This is a genomic window from Companilactobacillus sp. y65-5 (assembly GCF_057541095.1).
Map to the genome: position 1 here is coordinate 1 of NZ_BAAJOA010000007.1, position 19026 is coordinate 19026.

The window sequence follows — 19026 nt, forward strand, 5'->3', positions numbered from 1 at the left end:
AAGCTACCAAAGCTTGGTTGTATGAAATACAAAACTGGTAAGAATGTTCCAGAAACAATAAAGTCTGTCACAATCAAGAAATCATTCACTGGTAAATATTATGCAGTTCTTCTTGTTGAATGTGAAAACCAAGCGTTCGATAAGACTAATAAGGCTATCGGTCTGGATATGGGAATATCTGATCTAATGATCGGTTCTGATGGAAAGAAATATCCTACTATTCGTTTCGATAAGCGACTAGCTAGAAAGAAGCACCAGTGGGAGAAGAAGCTTGCTAGACGTCGTATTAGAGCATTAAAAGATATTCAATATCAAAACAAGTTCGGTTTAACTGGTGCTAAAGACATTTCTCAATACAAAAACTACATGAAGGCTAAAATCATGGTAGCTAAGTATAACGAGAAGATAGCTAATCAAAGAAACGATTACTTACATAAGATAACTACTCAGCTAGTCAAAGACAACGACATTATCATTATCGAAGATTTAAAGACTAAGAACATGATCAAGAACCATAAACTAGCACGAGCTATCGCTAATCAATCATGGCGAGAACTCAGATTGATGCTTGAATACAAGTGTAAATGGTACGGAAAGCAACTTATTGTTGTTGATCCATTCAAGACTAGTCAAATCTGCTCTAATTGCGCTTACGATGACGGCAAACACACATTGGATGTCCGACAGTGGCGATGTCCTAAATGCAATGTCAAACATGATAGAGATATAAACGCTGCCAAAAATATAGAATTAAAGGGCTTGGAACAAGCCTTAGTAAATTAGCTTAAACCTCTACTGATTAGTTGAAATACTGATCGGCAAGTTTGAAGTGTTCCTAGAAGCTCGTTACTTTAGTGACGAGTAGTTCACTTTGAACCGTCTCTTCGGAATTCTTTAACATCATCATACCTCCACCAAAATAGTGCTTGTTAATTTATTCACGTTATATATTTCACATTCTATCTTAGCATTATTTGAAAATTTAGCAATCATTTTCAATTAAATTCATCAAATATTACCAAAATGTCTGTATTTTTTTATAAAAAGACTGATTCATCAGTGATAATTAATGTAAACGTTTTCATCGAATATACTATTTGTACAATGGATTTGTAATGTGATTATTGTGAAATATAATTCAATCACTATTACTGGCATACTATTTTCGCATGTTAAATCATTTCACAAATACACAAAAAAACGGAGAGTCCGGAATTCTCATCCCAAACTCTCCATTTTTTATTAGACTTTTATATTTTGCTAAAGCACATAGAGTATGACTAACTATAAAATATTTTCCAGAGTGTATTATTATAAATAATCAGTAGCTTTTAATACTTCCCGGGCATGATCCTCATCTTCAGGAGCGACCATGACGACAGGACCGGTACATCCCATACCACTTGTAGCGTAAATATTAGCCTTCCACAGCTCAGTTACAGCTTCTTCTAAGACAAGGATATCAATTCCTAAAATTGCCTCAGAAACAGCTTTTTTGGCTGGCATTTTAACTTCTTCATCTGAATCTGTCTTCTTAGAAGGTGCAGCAAGGTTATCTAAAACCGTTGCTAAACCTGCCTTTTCAGCACTGTCGTATTCTGCATCGACTTTTTTAAGCAGATTACCCTTAACGCAACGTCCAGCAAAGCTGAGGGCCCCTGCTATGACGTTAGCGCCTGAGGCACGACTGATAATATTGATGATCTTATCATAGCCTTTCCCGACACCAGGTCCATAGCCTTCACCGACTGATTCATAACTTCCACCGCTTAGATAGGAGCTCATAACCTTGATCACGATATTTCCAGTTAAACTGTCCATTACCATGACGTCAGGAACACCTTGTAGTAAATCATTACCACGCATTTCAACTCCACCATCAGCACGGCGACTTTGAGTAAAATTAATATTATAACCTTTATCTTTTAGCTTGTTTAACGCTTTTTCAACTTGATGTGCACCATCAATATTTAGAATTCCAACTGTTGGATTTTTTATTCCATTGGCTTTTGCAACTGCGATTCCGGAGATAGCGTTCTTTACCATGGCACTAACTCTTTCCATGTCTGAAGTCCCTGTTGTATTGGCTATATACAACTCTTTCCCCAGACTAGGTGTTGTTGCGTGACCGACTGTTGATACCCCAATAGGAAAAGTATAATGCATTGTTACCGCAGCATCTAAGCTACCATCGGCCAACATCCGATCCATTGTGTCTTGTGCATCTTTAGGGTCAGTGGCAGATACTGTTTCCAATTTTGTATCAGTTAAAGTTCCAATAACTACAACTTCAATTGAGGGATCTTTGGCTTGAGCCAGTTCAGCACCATGTAGAACTTCTTCTTCACCGTGTTCGCTTCCCAATAGGGTTACACCTACTCGAGGTCTGGAACCAAAGTTACCATCTTCTAAACCTTGGGCTATTTCATCAAAAACCTGGGCAATGGTGTTTTGTACATTATCTTTCATTTTTCTCCCTCCTTAGGATGGCCTATTCATTATTTTAGAGAATCAGCAAATTGTTTCATTGATTCAGCAATCATCTGACGGATTGTGTCTTTGTCTACTGATCCGTCATCAACATTGCCATCATTTGCTTCAACTATGAATGAAATACCATCAAAGAGGTTGGTCAATCTTCCTAAGAACAAGCTACCTTTACCGATAATCATTGTTCTATGGATATCACCGTTTTCAATCATTTCGATTGCATGTCCGATAAATGGTACACCTGAAGGAATATGGCCCTGAGTTGGAACAAATCCGGGCATACCAATCTTCTCAACAACTTGATTTAATTCACTTCTGTCAAATACCTTCTTCATGATACCCAAAGCAGCAATCATCTTGTAATTGGCTAGAGGTATGTTTCCGGCACCAGCAGGTACAGTGATCTCTGGGTTTTGCATTTCAGCGGAGAATACGTCAACATCTTTGATAGATAGTCCGGCGTTCTCCAATGGATCAGCAACAATAGCTTGCATAATGGCTTGAGGAGCAGCACCACTACCGATCTTATGCTTACCAACGATGTCTGTACGAATAATTGGTGATTTACCATCATTTTCACTGACTTGGATTGCGAAGGCTCCTAGGCAATCTTCAATCAGTGGTTGTCCTTTTTTAACGTGATCCTTACCATTCATTCCTAACTTAGCGGATGATCCACCAGCAAGAACGATAACGTTTTTGTAAACTTCTGCTTTGACTAGGGCAGCAGCTTCTACCATTGAATGTGCAGGTCCAGCACAGAAACTACGTGTATCAGAACCCGTAGCATTAACACATCCACATATTTCACCGATGGCCTTGGCATAGTTACCACCAGCACGTTGGAACATGTCACCACAGCCTTCTTCTGAACATTCAATTAAGTAGTCAACTTGGTCAGGCTCAATATCGTTTGTTGCGAATAAATCAGCTAAAACATATGCTGCTGAGGCTTTACTTACTAGGTTTTCAAACATAACGTCACTAGTTAATGCTGCATCGAACTCATGAGCTCTCTTGATACAACCTACTAGTTTGTCACCCATATAAAGTGGTTTGGCATCTTTGTCATCTATTAATGATTGAATATTTTCAACTGTTGAAGGATCTTCACCCAGTTTATCCAAAGTTGTCCAATACTTACTAATCACAGGATCGGCGTTGATTTCGTCAGTGACCTTGGCTTGGAAGTCAGCTTCCAAAACTACTAGCTCGAACATATCTACAGCTTTTAAGCAGCCATAGAATTTTTCTTCGTTCATGATTGAACCGAATTTTCCTGTAGTTGAAGCATTTGCAATAGGATGTTCATACCAGGGTGTTTCTATATCGTTTAAGTCACGGGGGTGAATATTCCCGATAAAGGCTTGATTGGGTCCATAACCAACTACGTCTTCAAATGAACGTAGATGATCTGGAATTGCCTTTAAATAATCAGAATCGGGATTGTTTCTCATTTCGCTCTCTTGTAATTTACCTTCATGCACTAAAATGTCGGGGGTGTGAACCAATGAATAAGCTGCCCCTTTGATTACTGGAAAAGTCATACTCTGTACCTCCAAAATAGTTATTTGGGCCTGTATTACTTACAATAAAAAGGAGTCGAAAAAAGTTTTCGGCTCCTATCTAGACTCCAGAGCTCTTTTAACTAAAATACTGTTTGTTCAGTAATTGGTGTTTCCAGAGCTTTGAGAGCTTTTCTAACTAGCTTTCTACGTAATTCTTTTTCTTCTTTTGGATCCAATTCTGGATTTCCAAGAGGATAAGGAATTGCGACTGTCGGAACAATTCTGTTAGCTCCAACTGTCTTAGAAATAGGAACAATTGTACACATGTGGACAATTGGTAGTCCTTGAGCTTCAATAGCTTTAACCATCGTTGCACCGCAACGAGTACATGTGCCTCAAGTGGATGTTAGAATAACAGCATCTACGCCGTCTTCAATTAATTGTTTTCCGATCTCTGTACCAAATTTCTTAGCATTTGCTACAGATGTACCATTACCAACGGTAGCGTACCAATAATCATGTAATGATCCGATTTCACCGTTAGCAAGCATTTCTTTAATAACGTCGACTGGTAGAACACGATCCAAATCTTCATTTGCATAAACTGGGTCGTAACCACCGTGAGCTGTCTCACCGTTTTCTGGTGTAAAGTCATCAATATCCTTCAAGCTGTACTTGCCGTACTTGGATGCACTTGATGATTCAATATGGTCTGGATTTCCCTTAGGAACTGGACCACCAGAAGATACCAAAGCAATTCTTGCTTTTGTAATATCTTTAACGGCTGGAGCTGGGTCGACACGGTCGAAGGTAGGCATTGGATATTCTGTTTCGAATTCCTTGCCTTCTATCTTATCAACGAGCATTTCAACAGCACGTTTGGAACCACGTTCTTGTCGGAAGACATTTACACGAATGCCCTTTGGCATGTAACCTGTAATTTCTTCGTTGCCGTCGATTATTTGTTTAACAACGGCTGACATTGCTGGAATAGCTTTTCTCATAGTAGCTGCACTGTTACCTACTTCAACAAAATATCCATGTTGTTTGTAAAGTTCAAAACCAGGATTTTCTGGATACATACCACCAACAACTGGGATATGTAAATTCTCATCAACTAGTTTTGCTACAGCACCAGCCGCTACACCATAACGTCCAGCATTAAAACTTGGCCCTACGATCACCAAATCTGGTTTGTAACTGTCTATCATTTCTAGAATCGTATCAGAAGCAGTCTCTTCATTCTCACTGAAGTAACTATCCCCACAAATAACGGTACCAACGATATCAGCTACATCACCTAATTGGCCCTTGAAGGCCATACCAGGGCCGACAATCCCATCACGTTTTTCAGGTGTTACGTCGGCCTTTTCTTCACCACCAATCCCGGCAAAGAATTGGTTAATATAGTGAACAATTCTTTTTTTGGTCATTTCATTTCCTCCTAAAAAGGCTTGGTAAGTAGTGAATATTTATCCACGGTACTCTTGCACTTCTTTAATGATTGCATCTTTGTCGAGTACCATTTCCATCATTGATATCTGTTCTTGGTAGATGTCAGGATCTACTTCTTTTTCTAATTCAAACATATGATATGCTTTGAGTCCTAACTGAACTCCTGCTAATGGACCAGCGAATGTTGGATCACCAGTAGATACGGTTTCAGCAGCTAAGCCACAGGCTTCTGCTTCCCCACCACCTAATACTACGATTAGGTTTTCGTTTCCGTATTTGTCTGATAGATCTTTAATTCTTTGTTGGTTTTCCAGGTCCATTGCTCCCGCGCTCGTTCAAACGAAGCATTCAGTTGTAGAGAATACAACTTCAGCACCGGCTGATTTTACACAAGCCTCGATAGCCATACCAGGAATTCCATCACGGTCGCCCAAAATGGCAACTTTTTTGTTTTCAAGAATACCCATAATGTCTTCTCCTTCGATTTTTATTAATTTAATGTTTGCTATATAATCCTACTAAATTGTCTTAGCTGATAGTGTGTGGAAACCTAATTCGTTAGTTGATCCAGTGATAACTTGAAGTTCAGCTTCGATACTTCCGTCATCATGGAGACTTCCGTCCCATGCACCTGCAATGATATTTGCAGCTTCTGGGTGGCCGATTACAGTATCCATTACTGGTAATGTAATAACCACATTAGCGTTTCCGGCTGTAACTACGGCGTTACCTTTTTGAGTAGAATCAGCTAGTGATTGACTAGCACCATCTTGTCCAGCATATTCGTCAGTTACAAGAACTGTCTTAATGCCCATCTCTTCAAGGTTATTGCAGTTCATAACTAAGTCAGCATCAGGGTTACCGAAGCCTTCCTCAGAGATGATTGCTGCATCTGCGCCTAGCAATTGAACTAATTTAGCAGTCATATTGGATGAACGTTTCTTATCTTGTAATGTTACGTTCTCATTGGTAATGACACATCCAATAAAGTTAATTTCTTTTCCGTGTTTTGAATATAGGTCCTCAATAATTGGACTATTCAAATGAACATATGATGGATTCTTATCACATGCTGAAACACAGTTACCACTTGCGATAGCTCCGTCAAACGCTTCTGTTGGATACATGAATGTTGGTACGATCTTCTTAGCATCTGCGCCATAGAAGAATGTATTATGCATCAATCCTTGTGTCTGTAAAGCGTATACGTATACTACCTTTGGTAAGTCAGGATATTCCTTAACTTGCTCAAGAAGTGGTTTTGTTTCATAAGTCTTTACTTCGTCTGGTTCAATGTCTTTAGCAATTTCACCTAAATAATTAGATGCTCTAAATCCTGCCAAACGAATAACTTCTTCGTGCTCATGTTGCTTGATACTGTCAACAGGTTCCATTTTGATAACAATGTTGTTTGTCTTTGAAAATGGTGTATATTTAGCACCTTCACCACTCATATCAATAATTCCTTCTTGGAATCCTACGACTTTACCAGTTGTCACCACTGCTGCGCCTTTTAGCACATGTGTCTTACCTGATCCCACTTGGTCGACACCATTGACGACACCTGGGAAGATGCCGCCTTTTCCTTCGACCTTAACACGTGGTTCGATAACGTCTTTAACTGGAATGATACGAGTTTTGTCGCCTGGTTTTGCTAAATATACATCAAGAGATTCGATTCTTTCATCTCCGCCGATTGCTGCTTCAGTTAATTCGGCCTTGTTAACAAATAATGTGCCATCTTTAACTTCGGTTTTGTCACCAAAAGCAATGTCTCGGATGAAGATATTTCCTATTTCTAATCGCATAATATCCCTCCATCTTGTATATCTGCCGTTAAAAAGTAATTATGAAACTTAAACTAGTTCTTCTAGTTTAGCTGTTACTGCAGCCATGCCTTGTTCTTCCAAAATATCTTTGTCCAAAGTAGCAACTTTTTCGCCATCTTTGTAGAACAAGTATGTTGGAATTCCCATGACCTTTTGCTTCATTGCCATTCTCATGTTACCTGTAGTATCAAAAGCATAGAATGTAGCTTGATCAGATTTCTCTTCAGCTAATTTTTCTACGTCTGGCATCAATGCCATACATGGTACACATTTTGGTCCGTAGAAATCGACCATTACTACGCCTTTTGTATTTTGAACTTTTTCTTCAAAATTTTCTTTTGTGAGACGCTCCATCATTTTTCTCACCTCCCTTCAGTGGTTTAATAATTGGATCTATTTTTTAATCTAATAACTCTTCAACGGCTTTTGAAGTGATATTCTCTGCGCCTTCAAGGCGATCGACATCTTGACCATCCTTAAACAGAACAATCGTTGGTATATCTTTAACTTTATATTGTGTGGCTGTCTTCTTAGCACGATAAGTATCTAATTTAACCAAGCCTACAGCGTCATCTTTCTTATCAACAACTTGTTCTACTGTAGCGATCGAATCAATACTTTCTGAAATTTGAGGTGCCCAGAATGCTAAGACAACAGGTTTTTCTTTGCTGACATCTAAGACATCATTCTGAAGTGTTTCTAATTCAGATAGATACTTCTCTGCAGCTGATGCAGCAATAGCACCATCCGCTGCGGCAGTTACTACTTGACGCAAATACTTAACTCTCGCGTCACCAACGCCGTATACACCCGGCACGTTTGTCTCCATCATGTCGTTTGCAAGCAAGTATCCACGATCATCTAAATCAACTTTTCCTTTAAGGAAGTTAGTATGTGGTTCTGTACCAACAAAGATGAATACACCATTTGTTTCAAGATCAGATAATTCACCGGTATTGATATTTTTAAGAACTACTTTATCAACTAATCCGTCACCAGCAATTTCTTCAACTGTTGAATTCCAAACCCATTTCAATTTAGGATTCTTCATAGCTTTTTCAGCACTGGCCTTGTTACAGTCGAGGTTGCCCTCTTCGTGAATTACAATAACCGTTACCGTTTCAGCAAACTTAGTTAAGTACATTGCCTCTTCGATTGCGGCATCTCCGTTACCAACTACTACAACATCCAAATCAACGAAGAAGTCGGCATCACATGTGGCACAGTAACTTACACCTTTGCCTCGTAGTTCTGCTTCACCTTTAACGTTGATTTTTCTTGGAGTAGCACCTGGTGATAGGATTACAACTTTTGATTCGTAGACATCACCTTGTTGTGTGTGTACTTTCTTAACAGGGCCTGATAAGTCTACTTCATCAACTGTACCTCTGAGAAATTCTGTACCAAATGATTTTGCATGATCTGCAAAACTCTTCATGATTCCGGGACCAGTTGCACCATCAAAGAATCCAGGATAGTTTTCCATCTCTTCAGTAGTTGCAGCTTGACCACCGGGAACAGCATTCTTATCTAGGATTGCTGTTTTAAGTTTGGCACGGCTTCCATAAATACCAGCGGCCAATCCACCAGGACCAGCACCGATAATCAAAAGATCATATAACTCGGACATAAAGCTTCTCCTTTCGTACTCAAAAACAATTTCAAAGCCCATCATTCATGATATTCGTAAGGTAAACTATCAATTGCCGAATCTAGTAAGTCTAAATCGATAACTTGAAAATCTGTTAAAACACTATCTTCGTATTTTTGATATCGCGGTGGGAATTTTTTCAAGACTTGAATCGCACCTTCAATCAATTGCAACGAAAACATATCTAGATCGCCTTCTCGATTGCTTAAAACCAAACTCTTATATGGACTCTGATTAGGTTTGATACTGCCTGCAAGCGGGTGATTTATTAAATTGGCGCCTAAATGTATGGCATCCCTACCTTGTTTAAAAACGCCACCCACGCTCAAAGTCTCATCGAGATCCGTGAATTCTGGGTACTTGTCTTTAACCATTGGATTATTTGTCACAATATGGAAATTCGCCATTCACCAGCCCCCTTTTGTTCAACATTTCACATTAACTTACACATGAAATATAACTTAATATAACACGAATTGCAAGCGTTCTCAGCCTTTTTAGATAATTTTATTTATTTTATTAAAAAAAGACTAAATAATGTTTTATTCCGTGAAATTATTGTTTGTCAAGTGCCTTTTTTGGAAAAATCATTATACACTGAATTAAAAGAAATTTTTTGAATGTTTTTCTGCCATGTTTTTCAAGTTTTAAAGATTTTTTTGATTTAATACTTGACAACTGATTGAAATATCAACGGTCTTTGTTAGTTTACTACCGAATCTACCAGTTTTGATAAAAAAGTATTTTTTACCTTTTAAAATCACATTTTGACCTTATCAGAAGAAATTGATCCTCGTCAATAAATTCGTTGTCATTTTATTTATAAAACATCAACTAGTTATTGAACTTATTATTACAAAATATAATAATGTTCACTCTGCCTGAACACCTGTATTTACAAGGATTTGAATTTTACCATTTTGAATTTTTTCCTTAAAAAAAGCCAAGATATTACAACGAATAGTCATAGATATCTAAGCTTTTTTTCACAAACTTTAATCAAGTATTGATTATTTTATTAAAACGATAGTGAATCCTATCTGAACATAGTTTTGGCAGCTTTTGCCATAACTTTTGGATCTTTTTCATAATGATGCATTGGCGTCATCTCAGTCAAAGGTATTCCTAGCAACGTATAAACTGCTCTTTGAGCTGCTCTGAATGAATATTGTTCTGTAAAGACCATGTCAAATGGTTGCTCACAAAATTGACTAATAAATGCCAAGTTCTTGCTATGCTTTGGTACTACATCTGGACGATCTCCCACGGCTCTTTGGTTGAACATTGCACTGGCATATGGAAGATATACCGGAATCACGTTGACGATACTATCCATGATTTCTTGTGTATGATTCTTGATATTGTCTCGGCTAGGATCAACTTCAGCCAAATGACCTAGTAATTCTTGAAGCATTTCTTTACCTGTCATCTCAATGATTGGTTTTTGAACATAGTCACCATTGCGACGTGGATACATGAAATAACCCCAGAACGTCGTTTCATTAGGTTTTTGAGCCTTAAAATGTGGTTGATGATGAATAACTAGTGACATCAATGATGTACTATCGATCCAAGTATTCAAGGCATTACCTGGTTCCTGTTGGGTGATACGAGAAATCTCATTCAGCAAGAAATGATCACTTGTTGTAACAGTGAAGCTGAGCCACTCGCTTTGAGTACGATCACCAAAGAACTTGTCTGGATTACCTAGTGAGTAGAATTTCTCAGCAGCTTTCTTCCACAACATGGCACTTGGAGCGTATTCTTCCTTCTCAGTTATCGGCGTATCGTAATCACCGATCGATGAACTATCAGTGATCGAACCGTTCGTATCGAATACTAAGTCATTCTCATCAATGTCCAAATGACCTTCGGTGTCATCATCCAAATCCACATACTTCAATCCAGTTACGATAATATCATCTTGCAATGGAGTATCTTTGAATTCCAAATCAGTGACTTTACGATTATTGATAAAGGTTACGTCACGTTCTTCTAGATACTTGCGCATAGGCAAGATAATGCTTTCGTATTGATTGTATGGTGATCTAGTAACACCTTCGAGTGTATTGATACGTGTAAATTCAAGAATCATACGATTCATGTAACGACGCAATTCCACTGCTGAACTAGCACGTTTGAATGCAAACGTACTTTGCCACATGAACCAAAAGTTAGTCGTGAAGAAATGTGGACTACTTGCAAAATATTCAGCTATGCTGACGTTATTCAAACGTTCTTCGTCCTTTTCAGGCATCATCATTAGCTTCGTCAACAGCATTCTATCTTTGTTGTTGAATTGCATATGTCGGTAATTGTCTTTGTTGTTTTTAACACGCGGACCGTTGTGGTCGATCAAGCGGCCAACATCATGTGTTGGGTGTGCGTGATCAAAATTCAGAATATCGTCTGTAACTGTCTGACCCGGATTGTCTAAAGATGGCACTGAACGTAAGACATCCCAAAGGTTTTCGAATGTCTCTTCATTGAGCATTCGACCACCTTTAGCCAAGAAACCTTTGTTATTAGACAAAGCTTGATTACTATATTCATTTTCGTATGTTGAAACAGCTGCGCCATCATTAGCACCGTGTGTCTCAAGACCCATCATAGTAATCTGATCGCCCTTGAATCCACCGTCACGGATCAAATAAATACCAGCAGCTAAATTACCAATACCTGTACCAATCATATAAGCTTTCTTCGTCATATCATGACCTCCGATCAAATTGTTACTCCCTACAACTTAAATATAGCTAGTTTACGAACCAATGTAAAGGTTTTCTACACCATATAGCTAAGAATTGATAAAAATATAATTTATTTTTTGATAATTTGTTATAAAATATCAAATTCTTATTAATCAAAAAACTGGGATAATTGTAACTCTTATCCCAGTTTTTAGTAATTATTTAGTTAATCTAACGACATCACGAACGATCATTAATTCTTCGTCTGTTGGTACAACTAATACAGTCACTGATGAGTCGTCAGTGCTAATTTTACGTATGCACTTACCGTTTTCATTAGCATCTTTATCAATCTTAACACCCATGTAATTAAAGTTGTTAGAAATCAATTCACGAATCCATGGGTTGTTCTCACCCATACCAGCTGTAAATAATAGGACATCAGTTCCACCTAATAGTGCAATGTATGAACCGATATACTTAACGATACGGTTAACAAAAATCTTGATTGCCAAGTCAGAACGTTTGTTGTCTTCTTTTGTGGCGATCAAGTCACGCATGTCCGGTGAAACTCCTGAAATACCTAATAGTCCTGATTTGTTATTCAAAATATCGATCATATCTTGAACGTCAGTGATCTTGAGCTTTTGCATTAAGTAAGCTACTAATGAGGCATCAATGTCACCAGAACGTGTACTCATAGTAATACCTGCAAGTGGTGTGAAGCCCATTGATGTATCAATTGACTTGCCACCTTTGATAGCATCGATAGATGCGCCACTACCTAAGTGAGCAGAAATAATCTTCAAGTCCTCAAGTGGCTTACCTAAGAAGTCAGCGGCAGCCTTAGAAACATAACGATGACTAGTTCCGTGCGCACCAAATTTACGAACACCGTATTTTTCATAGTATTCATATGGCAAGCTGTATAGATAATTAACTGGATCCATTGATTGATGGAATGATGTATCAAATACTGCTACCTGTGGAACATCTGGAAGGATCTCTTTAAACGCTTCAATACCTGCGGCTTGTCCAGGATTGTGGAGTGGAGCGAACTCAGCTAAGTCTTTTATTTCTTGGATAACTTTTGTATCCACAACAGCTGAGTCTTGGAAAATATTACCACCAGCAACGACACGATGACCGATACCAGTGATTTCATCATAGCTATTGATGATCTTCATTTCGAGAAGTTTCTTTAGCATCTTATTAACAGCAGTAATATGATCAGGAATATCGCCAATTTTGCTGAATTTTTCACCGTTATATTTAACTTCAAACACTGAATCTGATAGACCCAAACGATCTACCATACCCTTGGCGATAACATTTTCCTCTGGATATGAATAAAGCTTCCATTTCAAAGTTGAACTACCTGAATTAACTGCAATGATCTTTGACATATACTATTCACCTAACCTTTAAAGTTGTTTCTTGCCCAATCTTGTAATTGATCTTTGAATCCTTCAAATAACTTTGGTTCATTCGTATCTGGGATAGTACCCATTAAAACATTGTCCGCTTGCTTAGAATTGCCACCATGCTTTTGTAACACGACAACGGCCTTTTGTGCTTCTTTGGAGGCAAAAAGATTCGAAGGCAAATCTAACACAGCTTGTAGATACACGCTTGAGACCATCCACTCGGATAATTTCTTAGCTTGATCTGTCTGGAAGATTTGCGACGGAACAATGAAGATACCGACACCACCGTCATTCAAATTATTCATAGTCTGCTCGATCAACAGATGATGAGCATACGAATGTCCATCTTCTGATTTAGTTTTGAATTTAGCTGCATTGTCATCGATTGGATAATAGCCAACTGGTAAGTCAGCTATTGCCATATCGATATCAGTGACTTCCCACTCAGAGATACCGTCTTGATGATATGCATCAAGATTGATATTCATGACCTCACTGAATGCCTTAGACATAGCAACTAAGCTGTCATCATTGTCGATGGCGGCTGCATTGATCTGAAAATCACCGGCTTGTTGTAATTGTTGAATGAATTCCACTAACAAATTACCAGTACCAACGACTGGATCGATCAAATTCAATTTGTTCTTACCTTCAGAATGTAAGATTTCGAATGCAATCAAACTAGTGATCAAACCTATTGTATCAGGCGTCATCAATTTGTTTACTTCAGACTTATCAACTTTTTGGTTTTTGATGATATTTACTGTGATTGCTTGCTTCAACTGTGCCTGAGTCAAGCGTAATTGTTTGAGTTCTTTATATAGCTTCTCTAATTGTTCAACCGTGTCCTTGTCAGGAGCACCGTTTTCTACATATACATTACCCTCAGCGATATTAGTCAAATTCTCAGATAGTGCATCTAAGTTACTAGTGCCGAGCGATTTCTTTAGTAAAGCGGTAGCTTGATCTAATAGATCATAGTACTTTTGCATATTCTCTTCTGCCATATTTTACCTCTTTAATAACATACTAAAATATTACCGTTGTAAGCGATTTAATTCAAGGGTTCATCACACTTCTATAAATCTTACATTAGTATATTCAGTATTATTAATAATTTCTTGCCGATATTTCTCATCAAGTTTTTGATAGTTTCGTACTTGCCTATCGAAATAAGCATTACTAAATCCTATCACTAAAATGGCAATAGATAAAATCATAACTGCGTTGAGGATAATCGTACCATCCCTGGGTTTATTGTTCATCAGGTTCATTGATCAAATACATCTCGGACTTTCGGTTAGATTTATCTGTTGTAGTAATTATGTAAATATTTTGCAGTCGTTTAAAACGGATTTTGGTTAGATTAGTTAGCACTGGCATGTGTCCGCCATCATCAGCACCTGTCATTCGTAAGATAGTCTCATCTTTATAAGCTTCCAAGGAGTAAGCCTTGTTTTCGTTAACTTCAAAGACTATTTGTCTATCATCTATTTTTAAGACTTTAGATTGTAAAAATAAATCTTGTATTTTTTCGTTAGATATATGCCATGACAAAGCTTCGCTTCTGGCATTTGATTGAACTTTGCTGGCGATCTGTAAAGATTGCTGTAAGATGCCTAACGTTATAACCGTCACTAGCAATGCAATCACGACTTCATACAACATCAAACCCTCACGGCGAGACTTGTGCATAAAATATTTTCCCATCAACTTCAACCATTATTCTATTTTCTGTTTTTTTAAACCTGTATTCCCTACCATCAACATGCATGCTGTCTGGCGCATTATCAAATTTAGAATGTAATGACATAAACTTGTGTGCGCTCGTTCTGATCTCCCAGTTATCGATCAATTTGAATTGTTCAATAACACAGTATGACAGCGAGTAAATAATCATGATTGAAATAGCCAATCCCATCATCGATTCCAATAAAATAAACCCCGACTTATTTTTCAATTAATTCTCCCCACATCATTTGAATCGTATATAAATATGACTTATTAGTTAAAGATGATTGGAATTGGATCTTATTAGGACTCGTCGTACCCTTATCACTCACAGAGATAATCATGTCACGACCTCTAGAACTTTTTAGCGTTAATGGTAATTGAAGCCGATGATAAAATCTATTTCGATTATGAGCATCTCTAAAAGTAATACTATTCGCATCGTAATTATAAATAAATTTTGATTCTCTTTTATTGAGATACGAATAGTTCAACATATTGCGCCAATTCATTTTAAATTGACCAATAATTTGCTTCTCTTCGATCACTTGTTGATAATTTTTTAAACCATGAATGGATATTGTAATCAGTGAACAAAAAATCGTTAATGAGATGACAGATTCAATCAACGTGAAAGCCTTACTACGCCTTCGGAGCGTCTTTTTTAAGAACAACTTGATATGTCGCATTGCTATCAGAATTTGATTTAACGATTTCATAATTAGCATCGGCCCTATTGAATTGTTTGTCACTAATATACTTGTCAGCCCTTAACTCATGCCATGTTGGTGCGACATTTTTATTTGACTCATACATTTCAACTTGCGTCTGCAAGGTTGTTTGAAACGCCTCATTGACTCTGACGTTTGCGTCTTTTCTCTGTGAAGCCAAGTTTGGCACCATCACTAGTAATAACAACGAAATTATAAATAATACGATCACCATTTCAATCAGTGTAAAAGCCTTTTTTGTCTTCTTTATTACTTTTTTCATTTTTAAGTAAGTCCTCTCATTGTTGAGTAAACTGGCAACAATACGGTCAGGTAGGTGATCAAGATGATGATTGCAATCACTCCGAACAAGACCGGTTGCACCCAGTTCAATATTTTTTTTAATCTTCTTTGTGTTTCTTCAAACTTTAGCTCAGACATTAAATTTAAATCTCGAGCTATATCACTGCTATTCCCACCAGATTTGAGTATCATTCTAAGTTCATTCGGTAACAATGACTCGTTGTCGATCAGCGCAAAAATATTCTGACCATTAGTCATTCCGAAGCTGAGTTTATAAGCCAAAACAGCCTGAATTGAGCCTTTTTCAAACAACTGACTACTCATACAAATGTCATGTAAATTCATTCCACTTGCAACTTGCATACCTAGTCCCTGCAAAATTACAAAATGATAAAAACTAGCATATACCTTTCCGAAAACGGGTAATCGGTTTAACGTTATCGCCCGTTGGTATTCGGATATTTTATTTAACCAATTAATGAAAAATAATATACCTGAAGTTGAAATTATTAAGAGTCCAAAGATAACCATGATGAAAATATTTATTAAATTACTATCATTACTTAAATCCAGTTGTGGAATAATATAAATTTTCATCCCAATTAGCATGAATATCAAGAATGCCATGATAAACATTGGGTACGCCAACAGATCCATTAGCTTGGCTTTTTGATTCGCTTTGTTTTGTAAAATTTTGCCGCTTTGAAACAAAGTCTGATTTAAACCACCGTTATTCTGTGCGATCATCAATTGATTGTTGATCACTGGTGGCAAGTCTAGATACCTCATGGCGTAGGATATCATTTCACCCTTTTGTAAGTCTTGGTATATCTTACTAAATACGCCATCTTTCTGATCTAACATCTTCAGACAATTCATAGCCTGATTGATGGTATAACCATTAGTCGTCAGTCGACTTAACATTAGTAAATATTCGGCCTGTTGGCTAGTTTTAATTTTCTTATCCATAAAGATACTCATGATATATATCCTCGTTGATAAAACCATTTTCAAATGTATTCTGAATCATCCGTCTCCAATTATTATCCATCTTGTTATTATTGATAAATTGCTCAATATCGATCGTATCGATCAAATCAATAAATAATTCCATACTATTGTCGATCAGCGGAATCAGTCTTTGATATGAAATCAAATTAACAGCATTCAAAATATCCAAATCATCGATACCGAATTGTTTTAATCTTTGGATCACCGAATACTTCGACTTCCCATGAATCGTAGTCATCACGGTATAACCACACAATGCCGCCTGCATGGCCTGTTGCGCTGTTCGACTGTCACGAATCTCTCCAATGATCAATACTTCTGGACGATGGCGTAAACTAGCCTTGATCAATTCTTCATAATTCATCCCAGAGTTTTCATTGACTTGTAGTTGTAAAAACTTTTCTTCTGAAATTTCAATCGGATCTTCAATACACATAACGGTCTTATTCATCGCTAGATTGCGGCCGAGTGCATACATCAGTGAGGTTTTACCCGAACCCATCGGTCCAGCAAAGATCATCATGCCATTGCGTCTAGCAATCGGAAATAATTCGGTCAGGACATCCTGATCGATCTCAGAATTCAACTCCTGTGGATAAATTAAACGAATCACCATCGACTCTCGATTCCTAAAATCTCCGACCGCCGAAATTCGTATATTAATCCGATGATTTTGAAAAGTAAAATGAAATGAACCTTTTTGTGGACGTCGTCTTTCTGAAACATCTAACCCGCCGTTAAATTTGAAAAAATTAATAATAGCGAGTGTCTCGTCTTGTGTAAAATCGGCAATTTTATATCTTCCATTGTCATTACGAGCTTCCACCAAATACGTATTTTCTTTTGGAAAAAAATAAATATCAGATGCTTTGCTACTACAAGCATCACATAGCAAGGTACTGGCCATTGTTTCAGTCGTCATATTCTCTCCCTCCTTACAACTAAAAATTACGTAAAAAAAAGACCGCAAACTTTTAAGTCTGCGATCAAAGTTATTCTTGATTATTCATCATCGTCATCAGCTGCTGCTGTATAAACTTCTGAAACATCATCATCGTCTTCAAGTTGATCGATCATGCGTTCAAATTGTTCTTGTTTATCTTCAGGAACTGGTGTTGTGTTTTGAGGAATCATTGTTAATTCAGCATTAGCAATTTGATAACCATTTTCAGTTAGTCCATCACGAACCTTAGCGAATTCTTTGGCTTCTGTATAGATTTCAAAAGCATCTTCTGAAGTTTGTAAATCGTCCGCACCAAGATCCATGATGTCCAAAAGAACTTCATCTTCATCTTGTGTATTCTTTGTACGGTCCAATACAATGTAACCCTTACGATCAAACATATAAGCAACTGAACCACTTGAACCCAAGCTACCCCCGTTACGAGTAAACGCAACACGTACGGCAGAGGCAGTTCTGTTCTTGTTATCTGTTAAAGCTTCAACTAAAACTGCAACTCCACCCGGAGCATAGCCTTCGTATGTAACTTCATCATAATGTTCATCACTGCCACCTTCGGCCTTATCCAAGGCACGCTTGATATTATCTTTAGGCATGTTAGCTGCACGAGCTTTATCTACTATTAAACGAAGAGCAGCATTACTGTCCGGATCGGCACCACCCGATTTTGCTGCCATAAATAATTCACGTGATATTTTTTGGAAAATTTTGCCACGTTTAGCATCTTGAGCGTTTTTTCTACCCTGGATGTTATGCCATTTTGAGTGTCCTGACATTTCTGCTTCCTTCTTTCGTTAATAATTGTAAACCAGATAATATAATATCAAACTACGCCCGTCATTTCAATGTCTTACACTCAATTAACTACCGCTCACAAATCAATTATTCTTTTTTTTGACGTCGATTCCTAACAAAGCCAACAACAATAGAAGTATACCTGAAATCGTGAATGTCTTATTGCTGTCAGATCCAGTCTGAGGTAATTTTTGATGCCCTTGTGAATAACTAACTGGCATATTCACGCTTCGACCGCTCGACAAGACTAGTACATTTGATTCCTTCATATTTGATGAACTGTTTTTAGATGCCATACGAATTCTTTCTGCTGGATTTTTGAAGTTATTTTCAGGGGAATTGGCTGACGTGATCGGTCTCGATGGATCCGCCGGATCTGCTATATTGCTTGGATCATTCGGTGCCGTTGGATCTACCGGGTCTACTGGAGGGTCTGTTGGATCTGTTGGATCTACTGGATCCGCT

20 protein-coding genes are annotated in these 19026 nt (G+C 37.7%); 1 reads left to right on the top strand and 19 read right to left on the bottom strand.

The genetic code is table 11. From position 1 onward, the window contains the following. Nucleotides 1–783: RNA-guided endonuclease TnpB family protein (locus tag AC27FM_RS11000; protein WP_487088267.1), on the top strand; the 783-nt coding region annotated here is incomplete at its 5' end. Between the two features lie 528 nt (nt 784–1311). On the opposite strand, the gene grdD is transcribed toward AC27FM_RS11000, so the two are convergent. From grdD to AC27FM_RS11095, 19 genes are all read right to left on the bottom strand, one after another. After that, the gene (gene grdD / locus AC27FM_RS11005; protein WP_487088269.1) at nt 1312–2469 is read right to left on the bottom strand and encodes a glycine/sarcosine/betaine reductase complex component C subunit alpha; all 1158 of its coding nucleotides are present in this window, start codon (nt 2467–2469) and stop codon (nt 1312–1314) included. Between the two features lie 29 nt (nt 2470–2498). Next, on the bottom strand, nt 2499–4037 hold the full coding sequence (gene grdC / locus AC27FM_RS11010) for a glycine/sarcosine/betaine reductase complex component C subunit beta (protein ID WP_487088271.1): 1539 nt from the start codon (nt 4035–4037) through the stop codon (nt 2499–2501). A 101-nt stretch (nt 4038–4138) separates the two neighbouring features. Beyond that, nucleotides 4139–5431, bottom strand: a complete 1293-nt coding sequence (gene grdB / locus AC27FM_RS11015; protein ID WP_487088273.1) for a glycine reductase complex selenoprotein B — start codon at nt 5429–5431, stop codon at nt 4139–4141. Nucleotides 5432–5470: 39 nt separating this feature from the next. Beyond that, entirely contained in the window at nt 5471–5920 is a 450-nt protein-coding gene (grdA, locus tag AC27FM_RS11020; RefSeq protein ID WP_487088275.1) for a glycine/sarcosine/betaine reductase complex selenoprotein A, read from the bottom strand. A 51-nt stretch (nt 5921–5971) separates the two neighbouring features. Further along, the gene (locus tag AC27FM_RS11025; protein ID WP_487088277.1) at nt 5972–7261 is read right to left on the bottom strand and encodes a glycine/sarcosine/betaine reductase component B subunit; all 1290 of its coding nucleotides are present in this window, start codon (nt 7259–7261) and stop codon (nt 5972–5974) included. Between the two features lie 48 nt (nt 7262–7309). Then, entirely contained in the window at nt 7310–7639 is a 330-nt protein-coding gene (locus AC27FM_RS11030; protein WP_487088279.1) for a thioredoxin family protein, read from the bottom strand. Nucleotides 7640–7682: 43 nt separating this feature from the next. Further along, nucleotides 7683–8912 (bottom strand): FAD-dependent oxidoreductase, encoded by a 1230-nt coding sequence (locus AC27FM_RS11035; RefSeq protein WP_487088281.1) that lies wholly within the window; start codon nt 8910–8912, stop codon nt 7683–7685. A gap of 41 nt (nt 8913–8953) precedes the next feature. After that, nucleotides 8954–9340 carry a GrdX family protein gene (locus tag AC27FM_RS11040; protein WP_487088283.1) on the bottom strand — a complete coding sequence of 129 codons (387 nt, stop codon included), beginning with the start codon at nt 9338–9340 and terminating at the stop codon, nt 8954–8956. 629 nt (nt 9341–9969) lie between these two features. Then, the gene (locus tag AC27FM_RS11045) at nt 9970–11643 is read right to left on the bottom strand and encodes an oleate hydratase (RefSeq protein ID WP_487088285.1); all 1674 of its coding nucleotides are present in this window, start codon (nt 11641–11643) and stop codon (nt 9970–9972) included. A 198-nt stretch (nt 11644–11841) separates the two neighbouring features. Further along, nucleotides 11842–13029, bottom strand: a complete 1188-nt coding sequence (locus AC27FM_RS11050; RefSeq protein ID WP_487088286.1) for an acetate/propionate family kinase — start codon at nt 13027–13029, stop codon at nt 11842–11844. A gap of 11 nt (nt 13030–13040) precedes the next feature. Then, nucleotides 13041–14057 (bottom strand): class I SAM-dependent methyltransferase, encoded by a 1017-nt coding sequence (locus AC27FM_RS11055; protein ID WP_487088288.1) that lies wholly within the window; start codon nt 14055–14057, stop codon nt 13041–13043. Between the two features lie 247 nt (nt 14058–14304). Beyond that, on the bottom strand, nt 14305–14760 hold the full coding sequence (locus tag AC27FM_RS11060) for a competence type IV pilus minor pilin ComGF (RefSeq protein WP_487088290.1): 456 nt from the start codon (nt 14758–14760) through the stop codon (nt 14305–14307). Beyond that, nucleotides 14726–15010, bottom strand: coding sequence for a hypothetical protein (locus tag AC27FM_RS11065; RefSeq protein ID WP_487088292.1), 285 nt, complete (start codon nt 15008–15010; stop codon nt 14726–14728). The genes AC27FM_RS11060 and AC27FM_RS11065 overlap by 35 nt, the downstream gene beginning before the upstream one ends. Next, complete coding sequence (locus AC27FM_RS11070) at nt 15000–15410, bottom strand: hypothetical protein (protein ID WP_487088294.1); 411 nt, start codon at nt 15408–15410, stop codon at nt 15000–15002. Before AC27FM_RS11070 ends, AC27FM_RS11065 begins: the two co-directional genes overlap by 11 nt. 13 nt (nt 15411–15423) lie before the next feature. Then, on the bottom strand, nt 15424–15774 hold the full coding sequence (gene comGC / locus AC27FM_RS11075) for a competence type IV pilus major pilin ComGC (protein WP_487088295.1): 351 nt from the start codon (nt 15772–15774) through the stop codon (nt 15424–15426). A 2-nt stretch (nt 15775–15776) separates the two neighbouring features. Beyond that, a complete protein-coding gene (locus AC27FM_RS11080; RefSeq protein WP_487088297.1) occupies nt 15777–16763 on the bottom strand; it encodes a type II secretion system F family protein in 987 nt (328 codons plus the stop codon). Continuing rightward, a complete protein-coding gene (gene comGA / locus AC27FM_RS11085) occupies nt 16756–17727 on the bottom strand; it encodes a competence type IV pilus ATPase ComGA (RefSeq protein ID WP_487088299.1) in 972 nt (323 codons plus the stop codon). Before comGA ends, AC27FM_RS11080 begins: the two co-directional genes overlap by 8 nt. Nucleotides 17728–17807: 80 nt before the next feature. After that, nucleotides 17808–18542, bottom strand: a complete 735-nt coding sequence (locus AC27FM_RS11090) for a YebC/PmpR family DNA-binding transcriptional regulator (protein WP_487088301.1) — start codon at nt 18540–18542, stop codon at nt 17808–17810. A gap of 102 nt (nt 18543–18644) precedes the next feature. Next, the coding region (locus AC27FM_RS11095; protein ID WP_487088303.1) for an LPXTG cell wall anchor domain-containing protein at nt 18645–19026 on the bottom strand (382 nt) is incomplete at its 5' end.